Genomic DNA, 16881 nt, shown 5'->3' on the forward strand with positions numbered 1-16881 from the left:
AGGGGCTTATTCTATATCATTGGGAAATTAGATCAATGGAGACAATTTCTGAGCTTGTAAAGATACGCATGGGCGGCCCCCAGAGGCCAGTACCTGACGTCGTATAAATATAGGCCGTGTCCAGCTCATAGAGTCCGTAGGAGTACTTAAATGCCAATGGAACCAATAGATTTAGGGGTAAAATCTGACCGCTATGGGTATGTCCTGATAACTGAAGGCTAACACCCTTCTTTACAGCTTCAGGAAATCCCACTGGCTTATGGGACATTAAGATGATAGGCTGGTCATCTTGAATGTTTCTCATGGCTATCCCTAGATCTGGACCCGGCAGTGAAAAGCTTTTCGCTGTATCGTCTGGAATCCCAACAATATGGAGACCTTTATCGATGGTAATCGTCTCATTGTTAAGTATATGAAAATTCGATTGATCGCAAAAATCATTAAAATGCTGGATACCGCCATAGTATTCATGATTGCCTGATACCACATAAATGCCGTGCTTGCTTTTTAGTTGACGTAGGATTGGAGGAAACTCCTTTATTCTATCTAAATGATCGTCAATAACGTCACCTGTTATCAATATGACATCTGGATTTTGCTGATTCACACGCTCAACCAAGGACTCGATCCATTCTTTTGATGTGAAGTGGTTAATATGAATATCTGATAGATGAATGATTCTAAAGCCTGACTGGCTTTGAGATAGTCTAGCCACTGGGATTTGAATCTCCTTTAACTTGGGTGGCTGCTTAACCTGAATGATCGCAAAGGCAATGGCGGCGATGGACACCACTATGCTGGCATAGGTGAGGATTTTTCGATGCTCCGGTAAAAAAATAGAAAATATATCTTTTAACACAAAGATTGTGAAGGTAATAGAAAGCACGCCTAACCATATGTGCCCTCCATAGATGAGAAATTCTAGTCCGCTTCTACGCCGTAAGAACTCTCCTAGAAAAAAACTCAACCCTCCAATGGACATGAAAATCTTTATAAAAGCTTTGACAGTGCTTGTTAGGAAAATACTTCTTACAATACTCCAATAGATATAATAATGCAGCCCAAAGTACAAAGAAGATGCCACAAAAATAAAAAAAGCCATCCGTAAAAACGTCAAAATGATTCCTCCCATAACTTATTGAACAAAAGTACTATCAATATTGAATATTGTAACAAACTTCGTTAAGGAAGACAATATCGCGCATATTGTAAGTATCTTTTTAATAAATATAGGTTAGCACTAGGCTTGAGGAGGGACATATGGAAAAGGTATGTATGTATTTAAGAAAATCCCGGGCAGATGTAGAGGCCGAGGCCCGTGGTGAAGGTGAAACCTTGAGCAAACATAAACAATATCTTTCCAAGTTTGCTCAGGAATATAATCTAAATATCATAGATGTTAAGGAAGAGGTTGTTTCTGGTGAAAGCCTCATGCACAGGCCTGAGATGATTGCACTGCTTCATGAAGTAGAAGCTGGAGCGTACGAAGCTGTATTATGTATGGACATGGACCGTTTGGGCAGAGGGAATATGCAGGAGCAGGGCCTAATTTTAGATACTTTTAAAAAATCAGCCACAAAGATTATTACGCCTAGAAAAACATATGATCTTCACGATGAATTTGATGAGGAGTATAGCGAGTTTGAGGCTTTTATGGCACGTAAAGAACTTAAAATAATCAATAGACGTCTACAGAGAGGCAGATTGCGTTCCATAGAAGAAGGCAATTACCTATCCCCTATCCCCCCATATGGGTATGATATTCATAATACGAATAATCACAGGAGTCTTATACCTAATGAGGAACAAACAAAGGTAGTCAAAATGATTTATGATTGGTACACCAGCTTAGGAATTGGCGGCAATAAAATCGCTGCACGTTTAAATGAGCTCAGGTATCCCACCAGTACAGGTAAGCCTTGGTCATCATCAGCGGTATTAAATATCTTAAAAAATCCCATTTATATTGGAAAAATCACCTGGAAAAAGAGAGAGATTAAAAAATCATTGACTGCTGAAAAAAAGAAGAATTCACGACTACGTGTAAGGGATGAGTGGTTGATTACTGAGGGTCAACATCCACCGATCATCTCAGAAGAATTGTTCGAGAAGGCACAGCACGTTTTGAAAAATCGAAGCAATGTTCCTTTCACAGACAATCATCAGATAGTCAATCCCTTAGCAGGGTTAATCCGCTGCGGCATATGTGGAGCCTCTATGGTTCTCCGGACTTACAAAACAAAAGATTCACAACTAATGTGCTATCAGCATTGCAGCAACAAAAGCAGCAAGCTGCTATATGTAGAACATCGATTAACTGAGTCTTTAAAGCTTTGGCTATCAGAATACGCTGTCCAGTGGGATCAGATTCTTAACGTTCAAAATCAACTTCAAACCAAAATTGATTTACATAATAATATTATGCAAACCATTGAAAGCAATCTTCGGGATTTACAAATCCAAAAGAACAATGTATATGACTTATTTGAGAAAAACATCTATGACTTGGATACATTTAACAATCGGATAGGATATCTTAGCACGAAGATTCTTGAAATGGAAAAACTACTCACCGATACTCGAGTTAAATCCGCACAACTTAAGGATATTATACCTACTGCTTCATCTATGGAATTCAGTTCTCTTCTTGATATATATCATCTAGCGCAAACTCCTGAGAAAAAAAACAGATTCTTAAAATCTGTTATCAGCTATGGGGTCTATTTCAAAGAAAAACATCATCGCGACGATCAGTTCACATTGATTCTTTATCCAAAACTGCCCAATCATCAAGAATAGGTTGATAATAAAAAGAAGGCAATTCATTGCCTTCTTTATCAACTCCAATTGGGTCTTGCAGCGATACTTCACTTTTTGTTTTCTTGCTAGAACGAATGGTCATCAAGATTTCATTTTCAATGCACCGGGCTGCGTAGGTTGCCAATCGCGTGCCTTTATGACGATCAAAGGTGGTGATAGCTTTGATCAACCCGATGGTTCCAATGGAAATAAGATCATCTACTTCTCTTCCAGTATTATGGTATTTTTTAACGATATGGGCCACAAGCCTTAGATTTCTTTCAACAAGAATATTTTTCGCTTCTTCATCTCCTTGTTCATAAAGGGCCAATTGATGATTTTCTTCTTCCGGGGTCAAAGGCTTGGGAAATGAATTATTTGTAGAAACATAGGATACAAGGGCAATCAATGGTTTTGCCAATACCGCAGACAACGTGATAAAAGTAGCCCACATGTAACGATCCACCTCCTAAATTTAGGTCATTTAAAATTATATGTAAAAAAAGATAGAAATGTGCATGTCTTTGTAAAATAGCCCCTCCAAAGATCAATCTTTCTACTTTTCCACTTCTGCAATACGTTTACCAATTTCATGAAACAATGGTGCCGCCACGGTGCCTCCGCCTCCGCCATCCTCCACAAGTATGGTAATCCCATATTTAGGTTCATCCGTAGGGAAATAGCCCGTAAACCATGCATGAACAACATTTCTTCCTTCAGAGGACCCTTCAGCTGAACCAGTTTTTCCAGCAGCACCACCTTCATTCTCCAAGCGGATTTTATTTCCTGTTCCTTCTGTGACTACTTTTTTCATCAGATATTGTATTTTACTTGACACTTCCTCTGATAAAACAGAGACCCTCTCTGATTGTTGTTCATCGAGCACCAACTGATTGTTATCGTCTATAATATCTTTTACAATGCTTATGTCCGTTAATATCCCATCGTTTGCAATTGCAGCTGTTACTCTGGCAATCTGCAAAGGGGTAACCTCTAGGGTGCCTTGTCCGATAGAGATATTCCCAATACCTGCACCTTTTATATAATCTTCTGTTGGTAATTGTCCAGGGATTTCTTCGGGTAGTTCGATATTCGTTAAAGAACCAAGCCCTAATCTTTGTGACATTTCAAGAATCTTTTTGCCTCCTACCTGCTGTCCTAGCTGTATGAAAGCAGAGTTGCATGAGACAGCAAAGGCCCGTTCAAAATCTATTTCTCCATGTCCGCCTTTATCAAAGCTGCTGCATTTAATAACCACCCCATCAATTTCTTCATAACCATTACAATGAAATTTGGTATCATGATGAATGATATTATTTTCCAGGGCAGCAGCAGCAACAATAATCTTAAATACAGATCCTGGGGGATAACCAATCTGAATTCCCCGATTGTAGAACTCTTTGTTATTGCTCTCTAAATAGTTGGCAACTTTATCTTGATCGAAATTCGGGCGACTCATTAATCCTAAAACATCTCCGCTTTTCACATCTGTTACAACGACACTGCCTTTCTCATAAAGCTTATCAAACTCTTCTTCGATAATTTTCTGTATATCATAATCTAGGGTAAGTACAACATTTTTTCCTATTCCATGGCTGTCTTTTGTGAGGGTTCTATATCCTAACCCAGGAATCACTCGTTTTTGAGCATCAACTATGGCTCCTATAACGTTTGATCGATATTCCGTCAGTATTTGGTCATATTGTTTTTCTATACCTTTGTTTCCCACATTATCAATCTTGTTAATATAGCCTATGACGTGGGCAGCTATCTGTGATTGGCTGTATCGTTCAGCACTATCCATAGAATAGACCCCCTTAATCCCCAACGCTTCCCTGATCAAGCCTGTATCGTAATTCTTTATTTCCAGTTGAATAGGGCGATTGCTTGATAATTCTTCATATTTTAAAACATAGATTGAAAGCTTAGTTAATTGACTGAGAAGCTGAATATTTGTATCTGTCATAGGAAAGATTTCTGGATATATGATCAAGTTACTCGTTGTTTTTCGATTGGTAAGGGGAATCATGTTACGGTCAAAAATCTTTCCCCTATCCATACCTGCTGGCAGCTCTTTGAACCATTGTCCCATTGCTTTCTTTTGATACTCGGGTCCGTCGATGATTTGGATAACTGCCAATCTCCCGATAAGCATAAAGATGGCAAATGTAAAAAATATACCTATAAAAAACAATCTATTTTGATTTATGGGCTCAAGGGATGCCCATTGTTCTTTCTTTTTCTTTTCTGTTCTTGTTTGCAAAAAAAACACCTTCCTGTGCAAGTTGGATATTTAGATTCTCTCCAACTTCAGAAAGGCGTATACGTTATAAAAGCTCCATACTGCTTCCATTTTGTTTTTCATAAATAATAGATCTTACCTTAGCTACCATGATATCGATAGCTACTTTATTGTATCCACCCTCGGGGATGATGATGTCTGCGTACTTTTTATAGGGTTCAATAAACTGTTGATGGGCAGGTCGTACCGTATTTAAATATTGATCAACGACAGAATCTAGAGTTCTGCCTCGTTCCTTAATATCCCTGAGGATTCTTCGAATAATGCGAACATCAGGGTCTGTATCCACGAAAATTTTGATATCCATTAATTCTCTTAATGCTTCATCGTCTAGAATCATGATGCCTTCTAAAACAATAATATCTTTTGATTCAACAACCTCCGTTGCTTCTTCTCTTGTGTGAATTGAAAAATTATAAATAGGTTTCTGTATTCTCTGTCCATTCAGTAGGTCCTTCAGATGTTGAACCAATAATCCTGTATCGAAGGCCAAAGGATGGTCATAATTTGTATGCACTCGATCTTCTAAGGAGAGATGATTTTGACTCTTATAATAGGAATCTTGCTCGATAATCGCGATGTTCTTCTCAGGCAAACATTCAAAAATAGCTTTCGCGATGGTGCTTTTACCAGACCCAGTCCCCCCTGTTATTCCAATCAATATAGGTCTACTCAACCCGATCATCCTTCCTATCTTTTCTTAGTATATCGAACTTCTCTACCGGCTGTTCCATCTTCATCTTAATTATTTGTTGGGCATGGGGAGCCACATCGATTGCCTCATCATTTTGGTTCCACATGAGTCCAACATTTTGTATAAACTGCTTCATATTCGGACCAATAATTTCCAGTTCATCTCCTTGAAATATTCTATTCCTTTGCTCAATCACAGCAATTTGAGTTTCTTCGTCATAGTCAAGAACCAATCCCACGAAATCATACTCACGAACGTAGGCACTGGTGCCATAGATCTGTTCTTGGGGTCCGGGTTTATCCACATAAAAACCAGTAGTGAAATCACGATGGCTTGCTTTTTTGATTTCATCAAGCCATTGAGGACTATACTGATAGCCGCTGCCCAACTTATAGTATTGATCGATGGCCTCTCGATAAATCCGAACGATATTTGCCACATAATAAACACTCTTCATTCTACCTTCGATCTTAAGACTAGATAACCCTGATTCAATAAGCTCGGGAATATATTGGATCATACATAAGTCCTTGGAATTGAAGAAGTATGTACCATTCTCATCTTCGAATACCGGCATACATTCCCCAGGTCGCTTCTCCTCTACCAAATAATATTGCCATCGACAAGGGTGGGCACATTCACCCCGATTGGCATCTCGATTCGCCATATAGTTACTCAGTAAGCATCTGCCGGAGTATGAAATACACATAGCACCATGAATAAAGGCTTCTAATTCCAAATCCTGAGGAATGTTATCCCTTGTTTCTTTGATCTCTTGAAAAGAAAGCTCCCTGGCTAAAATTATTCTTCGTATTCCCTGTTCATACCAGAAGCGTGCACTCATAAAATTTGTATTGTTTGCCTGTGTGCTTAAATGTATCTCTAAATCTGGGGCATATTGCTTTACGTACATAAGCGTACCGGGATCTGAAAGGATAAGGGCATCGATCCCCAAATCATTTAGTTTTTGAAGATATCCAGGAAGTTCTTGGAGATCTTCATTATGGGGTATGATATTTAGTGTTACATATACCTTTTTGCCCCGTTCATGGGCAAATTTAATTCCTTCTGCCATATCTTCAAAGGAAAAATTCCTGGCACTGGCCCTTAATCCAAAGGTCTGCCCTCCTATGTAAACGGCGTCTGCACCATAAATAAAAGCCATTTTTAATTTTTCCAAATCTCCAGCGGGTGCCAGCAGTTCTACTTTTTGCATAGGTTAACCTCCTTGTTTTTATAGCTGATCGCTACCCCATCGCCCACAGGCAAGAGGCAAGATGTAAGGCTGGGATGATCCATGATATAATCTAAATATGTACGCATCCTCTTTACGATGGTCTTTTTTCTGCGAATTACATATTCATTCGATGCAACCATCCCTTTATAGAGTACATTATCCGAAATCAGCACACCTCCCTCTCGAAGCAAGTGGATGCATGAAGCTAGAAACTCCATGTATTGGCCCTTTGCTGCATCGAGAAAAATCATATCGAATTTCTGATCTATGGTAGGTAATACATCCTCCGCATTTCCTTGAAGGATATGTATTTGATTGTCCAGTCCAGCACGATGTATAAAAGACTCAGCTTTTTCAATCATGTCTTCTCTTCGTTCGATGCTGATGAGCTGTCCTTCCTCAGTAGCACTACATAAGACAATAGCAGAATATCCAATGGCTGTACCTACCTCTAGAATCTGCTGAGGCTTTTGGATCTTTGTTAAGACCTCAAGGAGCTTTGCAACCTCAGGATGGATGATTGGAACATGATTATCTTCTGCATAGGTCTCCATTTCTTTTAAGAGTCCGTCATTTTTTGGCAGCACATCTCTGATGTAAGATTCTACTGCTTCATTAACAATATTATTCAAATACAGCAACTCCTTTTATGTAATCGCACAAATATGAGAAATCATGAGCCATAATTTCATATATTTGTGCAAAAATGAATACGTGGCATCTATCCACGTATTATTTTTCCCTATAAATCAATTCCCATTCTTTGCTTTCAAATGTTCTTCATACGTTTTGCTAAAGGAATGCTCCCCATCGCTTTTCACAACAAAATAATAAAAGTCGGTTTTACTTGGATATAATGCTGCTTCTAACGATGCTTTACCAGGTGATGCTATAGGTGCTGGCGGCAATCCGATATTCTTATAGGTATTATATGGTGAATCTATGTTGATATCTTTAAGGCTTAAATTCACTTTTCTTTCTCCTAATACATATTGAACGGTGGCACAGGATTGTAATAACATGCCCCTGTTCAAACGATTATGAAAAACTCCAGATATTATGGGCCTTTCCTTTTCGAGCTGTGCCTCACGTTCAACAATAGAAGCCAAAGTAATCACCTCTTGGACTGTCATATTCAATTCTTCTGCACGTTTATAGTCGTCTTCGGTGAATACTGAATCGAATCGGTCTAACATTTTTGTGAGAATTTCTTCCTCTGTGGCACCCTTTGAGATCTCATAGGTATCAGGAAATAAGAATCCCTCAAGTCGGTTTACACCTTTTGGGATACCCTCTAAAAATTTATATTGAAAATCACCATTGTTGGCAAAATCCATAAATTTTTCCCGGTTTATAAGGCCTAAACTCTCTAAACGATCTGCAATCTGTCTAAGCTCGAAACCCTCAGGTATAGTAAATTTAACAGCATCCCGTAAGACACTTCCCTCTATTAGGTTATCGATAATTGAGGCAGCATCCATTCCCCTATTCATTTGATAACGGCCAGCCTGCATTTTCCCTTCAGCCTTTGAAAGCTTGCTTAGTATTCTAAAGCTAAAGTCATTCTTGATCAAATGGTTTTCTTTTAATATTTGAGCAATCTTCAGCGTAGAGGCACCCTTGGGAATTTCAATCACAACAACATCTTGATTTTGAGCATTTACAGGTCCTATAGATTGATAGTAATAGAGTATGCCTCCTATTCCCAAAAGCACGGCAAAAGTGACAATGATAGACATCAATCGAAGGATTTTTCTTGAAAAAGTTTTTTCTGCTGTAGAATATTTCATCATTCTACCTCCAAGTTTGTATTCATATGATATAATTATACAATTCTCAACAGAACATTACAACTCTTAGGGTCTCAAAATTTCTCTTGGATTTACAAATAAAACTCGCATACTGCCTTTGACAGCATGCGAGTTTTTAGACTTCCATAATAATCGGTAGAATCATAGGACTTCTTTTGGTTTTTTCATATAAAAATGTTTTTAGACTATCCTTTATGGCAGACTTCAATGATGCCCATTCCCTGACATTATTGCTTTGACAGGACTGCAGCGCATTTCTTACAACAGTTCTAGCTTCGTCCATCAAGTCCTCAGATTCCCTTACATATACAAATCCTCGGGATATGATATCTGGTCCTGCAAGGATTTGACCGTTTTCTTTGGTAATCGTTACAACCACCACCATAAGTCCATCCTCTGATAAATGTTTACGATCCCTTAAAACGATATTACCTACATCCCCTACACCCAAACCATCAACTAGAATATTTCCTGCGGTTACATTGCCGGATTGTTTTGCACCTTCTTTGGATATTTCCAGGACTTCCCCATTTTCAAGAATAAAAATGTCTTCACTGCTCATCCCCAGACTTTGGGCTAGCTTTCCATGCTGACGGAGATGTCTATATTCTCCATGAACAGGTATAAAAAACTGAGGCTTGACCAATGAATGCATTAATTTTAGCTCTTCTTGACATGCATGGCCGGACACATGGACATCAGCCAATGCTTCATAGATGACGTTTGCACCTTTTTCAAACAGCAGATTTACAACACGGGCAACGGTCTTTTCGTTTCCAGGTATCGGTGTGGCAGAAAGTATAACCATGTCTCCAGGCTGTATTTCTAGTTTTCGATGCTCAGCATTCGCCATTCTAGACAGTGCTGACATAGGCTCTCCTTGACTACCCGTTGTGACAATAACAATTTCATTATCAGGATATCTGTTAATTTCATTAATGTCGATCAGTACATCTTCAGGAACACTTAAATAACCTAAATCCATGGCAACATTCACCACATTTACCATGCTCCGGCCAGAAAAAGAAACTTTCCTATTAAATTTTTGGGCTGCATTTACAATCTGTTGTACTCTATGAACATTTGAAGCAAAGGTCGCTACAATAATTCTTTGACTTGCATTTCTAAAGATGTTTTCAAAGGTTACCCCTACCGTCCGCTCCGACATGGTATACCCAGGGCGTTCTACATTTGTACTATCGGCGAGCATTAACAATACACCTTTTTGACCTAGTTCAGCCAATCTGTGGAAATCTAGGACATCTCCTCCGATGGGCGTATAGTCGATTTTAAAATCTCCCGTGTGTACAATTGTACCTAATGAGGTATGAATCGCCAAGCAAAGAGCATCTGCTATGCTATGACTGGTTCGTATCGCTTCAACCTTAAACTCGCCTAACTTCACTGTGTCGCCATGTTTGATCACATGGGTTTCAACACTGCCGTTTAATTTATGTTCTTTCAATTTGTTGTCTACTAAACCTAAGGTCAGTTTTGATCCATAAATTGGTACATTTAGTTTTTTCAATACATATGGTAATGCACCTATATGATCTTCATGTCCATGGGTAAGAACAATCCCACGAACCTTATCTCTATTCTTCATTAGGTATGTGATATCAGGTATCACAATATCAATTCCCAGCATTTCATCCTCAGGGAAACTCATCCCACAATCTATGACAATGATATCGTCTTTATATTCAAACGCCATCATATTTTTCCCAATTTCATTTAAACCCCCTAAAGGAATTACTCTAATTTTTGCTGTTTTACGTGCCACGTAATCACTCTCCCTATCTAAACTATGTATACTAATCCGACCTATATTTACCGTAAAATGAATTCACACGAACAGATTGCATTAAGACTATTATACTGTATTTGGTATATCTTAGCAATATAAAAGCATCTCAGTGCCATCAACTACCCTTATCATTTATTATTACTATTTTCATCATAAGTAAACCTAGTTTGCATCAAAATATAGAATTCTTTTACGGTAATTTGTCCTGTAATACATAAGAAAATCCTGTATCAAACGTTACAGGATTTTCTTACAAGTATTACAGTATCCGAAAAATTTAACTTTATGATCCTTAATTTCAAAGCTATAATTCTCTTCAATCTCTTTTTCAAGCGTCTCCAGTAAGTCCACTTCTACTTCAATAACCTTGCCGCATTTTAAGCAAATAAGATGATGATGTTGATGGTCTTCTTCATGATTATTTAATTCATATCTACTGCAGCCATCATCAAAATTAATCTTGGAAATCACATCAAGTTCATCCAACAGCTGAAGGGTTCTATATACTGTTGCTAAGCCAATTTCTGGGCATTTTTCCTTCACTAGATCATAGATTTCTTCAGTACTCATATGTTTTCCTTGATTCTCCATGATTGTATCTAATGTGGCGCGTCTTTGAGGCGTAAGCTTATAGCCTTTTTCTTTCAATTTATCTTTTAAGCTTTCTATCATTTCTGACATCATAACACCTTCTTTTTCAATTAATAAAGCATCTTACTTAATAGTTTAATTGTAAAAAATAGTAAAGTCAAGGAATAATCTAGAATTCGAGGGGTAATTATCAAAATAATTAAGAGTCCATTATTTATTACAGTTTTTTAAGCCTATGCTGCAGCCTTTGCAATCGCCACATTTCGGCGGTTCTTTTAATATAGTATAGCATCTAGGACATCTTTGTAATTGAGAATCTTCAATTTTATTTCCACAGGTTTTACATACTAGACTCATGATTTCATCTCCTAATTGAAAATACAATAAAAATGCATCTAACGATGCCTTCGCTAGGGGAACCTAGTTCCCCTTCGACGGCTGCAAAGCAGCCTGAGCACCCCTCTGACTACGGCATGGGAATACTTCCCCTGCACCCCTGATTTTTATTTAATAGGAAAGTAGAACTTTCCTATTAAATAAAAGCATTTATCAATAGATAATTTGTTTAATGAGATAGATTTTCAACTACATGGTATCACTATTCTTTTCTTGTGTCAATATTACGGGTATCTCTTTTAAGATCTCAACTTTGTTTTTGGAAACCCTACAAGTATAGGCATAAAACTCCACGCCTGCTTTGGATGCTTCTTCTACCACTGCAGCAAATTGAGGATCCCTTTCCCGATTCGGCGTGAAATATAGGGCATCTTCCCGCTGAATAACAAATATGACAATTCCCCTCATATTTTCTTTCACCACATTCATTAGCTCAAAAATGTGCTTTCTACCACGCTCAGTGGGGGCATCGGGAAAAGAAGCGGCATGGTCTTCGCGAACATACGTCACACATTTGGCTTCAATAAACGCAAGCTCTTTTTCTCTGTTTAAGAGAAGATCAATACGGCTTTGTCCGTATTTGACTTCCCTTTTGAGAAAATCATAATCTTTTAGGTAGTCTATTTGATGATTTCGAAAAGCAGCTTCTAGGATGACATTCGGTAGCTTTGAGTCAATGGCTACCCAATAATTCTCCTTGCGCACCATCAATAAATCAAATTTTGTTTTTCGTTTTTCATCTTGAATTGGTCTCACAATAACGCGAGTTCCCACAATCAGCAGTTCCTTCATTCGCCCTGTATTGGGCACATGGGCTTTGTGTATGGTGCCCTCCCATTGTATTTCAGCTAAAAAGCGATTGATTCTTTTTATAAATACAGCTTCATGTAGTGTGCCTTCTATATGTACTTTCAAGAATATGCCTCCAATTTCTAATGATTACTATTTATTATACCAAATTCTATAGAAACGAAACCAAGATAAAAAATTCAAATGGGGGCAGACCTGTGTGTCTGCCCAAGGGAAGATATATAAAAAAGAGAACCCTTATAAAGAATTCTCATTTTTATCTTGATACTATTCTATTCTTCTTCCTCTTCATCATACTCTTCGTTTTCTAACAAATCTTCGTAAGCAGCAGCTACGGCATCGAATTCTTCGTCGTTTTCTACACACTCTAATGTATATTTCCCATCTTCTTCAACCATTTTGAAGATAAATGCCTCTTCATCCTCTGCATCTAATGGCAATAGGATTGCGTACTCAGCCTCATTTACTTCTAATGTCGCGATAACTTCAAATTCTGTTTCCTTTCCATGCTCATCAAGGAGCGTTACAATGTTATCATTTTCCATTTTTATCACCTCATTTAGTATTATGGCCATCTAGATAGCCTTGTAAAATATATGTGGCAGCCACCATATCTATAACTTGCTTTCTCTTTTCACGACGGACGTCGGCACTGATGAGTGTTCTTTCAGCGGCAACCGTCGTCAGTCTTTCATCCCAAAGAATGATTTCCAGCGTATTGAAACGTTTTTTAAGCCTTTCCACAAATTCCAATACTTTTTCTCCTTGGGGACCAAGAGTGCCATTCATATTTTTGGGTAGGCCGACAATCATCTTATGGACCTCTTTTTCCTTCACCAATTCCTCTAGCCTTCTTAGGTCTGCTTTTATATTGGTTCTTCTGATGGTTTCTACCCCTTGTGCAGTCCAACCAAGAGCATCACTTACTGCAATGCCAATTGTTTTATCGCCTACATCTAAACCCATGATTCTCATATATACTTCCTCATCTCTAAACAATTTTTATGCAGAAGTTTGGACAATAACTGCTGCAATACCCGCATAAAACGCATTGATCTCGTTTCACAGAAATACCTTCTTCTGTTAACATCAGTGCGCCATGGCGACAATGGTCTATACATTTGCTGCACTTTTCACACCAAAAGTCTATATGTAGTTTTCTTAAATGACTCGAAATACTGCTTTGTACAGCAGCAGGGACTTCTTTGCCGCTGAAAACCATGATGTTTGCCTGAACTTCTTCCTTCGTTTGCATACCTACAGCAATAGAATCCAGCATAGGTAAATTTAATACAAATTGAAAACACTCAGCAGATGAATGGATTAAATTTCCACCGCCCAGGGGTTTCATGCCATAAATACCTTTTCCGCTTTCCTTGGCAATTACTAAGGCTTTCAGCATATCCTCCACTGGCCCATCCTGGATACCAAGACCAGCTTTATTGATGATCGGGTGAATCACATCAATTTCAGGCATTTTTGATGCAGCCTTTACAGCTTTGATTGTATGGGTCGAGATGCCCACTGCTTTTATTATACCCTGTTCCTTCATTTTTAAGTAGTATTTCAACGCACCATCATGGCCTCGCAGGGTATGTTCACTTTCTTGCTCATGAAGCAAAAATATATCGAGGTGATGTAAATCCATAGATGACAACGCCAAATCAACACTTTTTTTTGCAGTCTCTTCGTCATATGCATAGGATTTTGTAGCGATGATAATGGGGTTATCCTTATAAAGGGTCAGGGCCCTTTTGATATGAGGATAAGTACCGTAGAGTTCTGCTGTATCGATAAAATTTACTCCTTGCCTGAAAGCTTCGGCAATGATTTCTCCGCCTGCTTCTGGACTAAGATTTGCTTGTAACGGCCCTACCGTTAGTCCGCCGAAGCACAGTCTTGATACCTTAATACCTGTATTCCCTAAAAATCGATACTCCATAGGCTATGGTCTCTGTTGTTCTTTGGGAATATAGAATGCCAAATACAGCATACTCATCACCAAGAATATGATCCCAGTGGCTGATGCCACAATCCCAGAATCATTTACTAAGAATCCTACGATACAGGCGACTACAATCCCAGACCAACCCAACGCTAAGTTAGGATACAGGGATGTAAGCTTATATAATGTACCTACTGGTCTATAGATTAAGATTGCTATGATGAGGATAGCACTTAACAAAACCTTACTCCATATTGTAACACCAACAAGCTTTAAATTCATAGCTATTTTTCTCTTTATAATGAGAAATATAATGCCAGGTCCCTCAGTAACAATTTGTTGAATTGCCCCAGCAAGGTGGGATTTACTTCCTAGCAGATAGATGTCAATAAAAGCCATAAATGCTACTGCCGCCACAATTGCTGTCCCGATAAAGAAAAGCTGCTTGATGCCAATACGAACCTTAAATAACCTTAAGGATACAAATAGAAATGCTGCTACAGCGGTCATGGTTCCACCCACATTGGCACCAAATCCCGGGTAACCAATGATGACAATGGTAACGAAAAAGATCGCTAAACACCAGACTTTATTTACTTTGAAGCGGTCAAGGAGGGAAGTTGCAAAAACCAAGGTTGCTCCTATGAGTACGCCCATGTATTCATTTCCAATTCCATAGTATCTTGCCCCAATGATTGGGTCATAACCGAGCAAAGAACTTTTAATCAGCGTGCCGTTTGTAGAGATGTCAATCAGCAGCCCTATGGTTGTAATAAGTGAAAGTAGCAATATGCTGTCAATAGTTTCTTTTCGTATACTTTTGGTTGCATATGTGATGATCGTAGTGATGCCTATAAGCAGAATGAATGTCATCGCTAAATTGGTGCGCACAAAGACTGGTAAAATCAGCAATACAAAAGGCGCAGTCATTGTACTTAGTAAAACATTTTTAAACCGATTTACCCATTTTGAATTTAATCGATCTTTAATTAAAATGATGATTAGGGCCAATATAGATACAATAATTTCAAAGATGGCAAAAGTTGACAATACAGGATATCTAAAATTTGAAGTTGCAACTGTCTTCGTATTCAAATCTTGGATGTAGGTATAATTGTCAGTTTTAGGGATAACACGCAAGGTTCTGCCTGTCATTTCATCAGAAGATGTTTCCAAATAGTCCAATACAGAAGGACCAATATCCACGTTACCAACAATACCTTCTCTTCTAGTCGTATCAGATGTCATAACACCTTGACTGATCCCTGAACCATAGACAATGATTGGGGTTAGAGTATTTCCGCTTTTAATATTTTCGGCTGAAGGATAGGGTGTTACCAGTATAACTCTCGTGTTCTCAAGATCGATATCCGCTAAAATTGTATTTATAAATCGGCTCATGTCTTGAAGTACAGTATGCTTATGTAACAAGTATCGTTCCTCAGTCATATGATTCTTGTATCTTTCTAAACGACTAATGTCCTCAAGATCCACTGTAACAAAATCTGCATGACTCCAAACAGCATGTATGGTTTCTCTATATTTATCATAATTTGATTTGATACCAAAGGGATACGTTGGGTCCACTAGGTTTAACCCTGGATCTACGGAACCATAATCTACAAATCCCATTTCATCCATTGCGATCAGCGGAGCTAATCGAACACGATTTTCGCTTGTATCTCCGTTGCCAATAGCAGCAGTTTTTAAGCCTGCCAGATGTAACGCTTTGCCAAGGGCTCCAGGAGCAGCACCATAATCGCCTAGCTCATTAAGGGCGATCAATTTAGGCATTTCAAGATTGATAATTCCCTGATTAGCTTCTATGGGTCCCAAACGTCTATGATAGATTTGGACATTTTCATTGTTAATATCCTCAAAAGCCGCAGCCTCTAACGAAGCTTCTGCTCTCACACCTGTACCAATGGTCATATAAGCTTTGATGCTATTTGCCCGTGTGGAGGTTCGATTGTTCATTAACGCAATAGCGCCGTCATCTACCATATCCTTCACAGAATCCATGCTATATAGATCCTCAAAACTTACTTCATTGATGGTGATAAGGAGAACCTTCTTGTTCTCTGTTCCATAAGCAAATTCTGAAGAAAAAAAGGCAAGTAAAACTAGACCTATCAAAAGTATTTTTAAAAACGATTTGTTCAAAACGAATTCCACCTACTTGTTTTCTAGATATTTTTTAATTAATTCTTCTAAGAGTTCATCTCTTTCAAGCTGACGAATAAGGCTTCTTGCATTATTGTGACTCGTAATGTAGGTAGGATCTCCTGACAAGATATACCCTACTAATTGATTGATAGGATTATAACCTTTTTCTTTAAGTGCCTTATATACATTAACCAATATTTCCTCTGCTTCGTTCACTTTTTCTTTATCCACATTAAATTTCATTGTAAAGTTAAACTTCTCACCCATGATATAAACCGCTCCTTTCCTATCTATTAGTATATTTCATTTATTCTCTACAATTA

17 protein-coding genes are annotated in these 16881 nt (G+C 38.3%); 1 reads left to right on the plus strand and 16 read right to left on the minus strand.

All coding sequences use genetic code 11. The features are described from left to right. Positions 1-16: 16 nt before the first annotated feature. Positions 17-1117: a metallophosphoesterase gene (locus K0R93_RS06920; protein ID WP_300299340.1), complete on the minus strand. Its 1101-nt coding sequence runs from the start codon at positions 1115-1117 to the stop codon at positions 17-19. A 143-nt stretch (positions 1118-1260) separates the two neighbouring features. Here K0R93_RS06920 and K0R93_RS06925 point away from each other — a divergent pair, with 143 nt between their 5' ends. Continuing rightward, complete coding sequence (locus K0R93_RS06925; protein ID WP_300299342.1) at positions 1261-2799, plus strand: recombinase family protein; 1539 nt, start codon at positions 1261-1263, stop codon at positions 2797-2799. On the opposite strand, the gene K0R93_RS06930 is transcribed toward K0R93_RS06925, so the two are convergent. From K0R93_RS06930 to K0R93_RS07000, 15 genes are all read right to left on the minus strand, one after another. Beyond that, a complete protein-coding gene (locus tag K0R93_RS06930) occupies positions 2756-3253 on the minus strand; it encodes a sigma-70 family RNA polymerase sigma factor (protein WP_330685068.1) in 498 nt (165 codons plus the stop codon). The two genes, K0R93_RS06925 and K0R93_RS06930, sit on opposite strands and share 44 nt — an antisense overlap. 102 nt (positions 3254-3355) lie before the next feature. Beyond that, positions 3356-5062 (minus strand): peptidoglycan D,D-transpeptidase FtsI family protein, encoded by a 1707-nt coding sequence (locus K0R93_RS06935; protein WP_300299344.1) that lies wholly within the window; start codon positions 5060-5062, stop codon positions 3356-3358. A 64-nt stretch (positions 5063-5126) separates the two neighbouring features. Further along, positions 5127-5777, minus strand: coding sequence for a uridine kinase (udk, locus tag K0R93_RS06940; protein WP_300299346.1), 651 nt, complete (start codon positions 5775-5777; stop codon positions 5127-5129). Further along, complete coding sequence (locus K0R93_RS06945; RefSeq protein ID WP_300299348.1) at positions 5770-7011, minus strand: peptidase U32 family protein; 1242 nt, start codon at positions 7009-7011, stop codon at positions 5770-5772. Before K0R93_RS06945 ends, udk begins: the two co-directional genes overlap by 8 nt. Next, complete coding sequence (locus K0R93_RS06950; protein ID WP_300299350.1) at positions 6999-7664, minus strand: O-methyltransferase; 666 nt, start codon at positions 7662-7664, stop codon at positions 6999-7001. The genes K0R93_RS06945 and K0R93_RS06950 overlap by 13 nt, the downstream gene beginning before the upstream one ends. A gap of 117 nt (positions 7665-7781) precedes the next feature. After that, a complete protein-coding gene (gene mltG / locus K0R93_RS06955) occupies positions 7782-8822 on the minus strand; it encodes an endolytic transglycosylase MltG (RefSeq protein ID WP_300299352.1) in 1041 nt (346 codons plus the stop codon). Positions 8823-8958: 136 nt separating this feature from the next. Continuing rightward, on the minus strand, positions 8959-10626 hold the full coding sequence (locus K0R93_RS06960) for a ribonuclease J (RefSeq protein WP_300299354.1): 1668 nt from the start codon (positions 10624-10626) through the stop codon (positions 8959-8961). A 261-nt stretch (positions 10627-10887) separates the two neighbouring features. Further along, the gene (locus tag K0R93_RS06965; protein WP_300299356.1) at positions 10888-11331 is read right to left on the minus strand and encodes a Fur family transcriptional regulator; all 444 of its coding nucleotides are present in this window, start codon (positions 11329-11331) and stop codon (positions 10888-10890) included. A gap of 120 nt (positions 11332-11451) precedes the next feature. Beyond that, on the minus strand, positions 11452-11598 hold the full coding sequence (locus K0R93_RS06970; protein ID WP_300299358.1) for a hypothetical protein: 147 nt from the start codon (positions 11596-11598) through the stop codon (positions 11452-11454). A 228-nt stretch (positions 11599-11826) separates the two neighbouring features. Next, positions 11827-12552, minus strand: coding sequence for a DNA/RNA nuclease SfsA (sfsA, locus tag K0R93_RS06975; protein WP_300299361.1), 726 nt, complete (start codon positions 12550-12552; stop codon positions 11827-11829). A 167-nt stretch (positions 12553-12719) separates the two neighbouring features. Then, entirely contained in the window at positions 12720-12992 is a 273-nt protein-coding gene (locus K0R93_RS06980; protein WP_300299363.1) for a DUF1292 domain-containing protein, read from the minus strand. Between the two features lie 10 nt (positions 12993-13002). Further along, positions 13003-13422 carry a Holliday junction resolvase RuvX gene (ruvX, locus tag K0R93_RS06985; protein ID WP_300299365.1) on the minus strand — a complete coding sequence of 140 codons (420 nt, stop codon included), beginning with the start codon at positions 13420-13422 and terminating at the stop codon, positions 13003-13005. 16 nt (positions 13423-13438) lie between these two features. Next, positions 13439-14389 carry an aldo/keto reductase gene (locus K0R93_RS06990; protein WP_300299367.1) on the minus strand — a complete coding sequence of 317 codons (951 nt, stop codon included), beginning with the start codon at positions 14387-14389 and terminating at the stop codon, positions 13439-13441. A gap of 3 nt (positions 14390-14392) precedes the next feature. Next, positions 14393-16555 (minus strand): hypothetical protein, encoded by a 2163-nt coding sequence (locus K0R93_RS06995; RefSeq protein WP_300299369.1) that lies wholly within the window; start codon positions 16553-16555, stop codon positions 14393-14395. Positions 16556-16567: 12 nt separating this feature from the next. Then, complete coding sequence (locus K0R93_RS07000) at positions 16568-16825, minus strand: IreB family regulatory phosphoprotein (RefSeq protein ID WP_300299371.1); 258 nt, start codon at positions 16823-16825, stop codon at positions 16568-16570. Positions 16826-16881 lie beyond the last annotated feature (56 nt).

The sequence above is a fragment of the Anaerosolibacter sp. genome (assembly GCF_029240175.1).
Lineage (GTDB): Bacteria > Bacillota > Clostridia > Peptostreptococcales > Thermotaleaceae > Anaerosolibacter.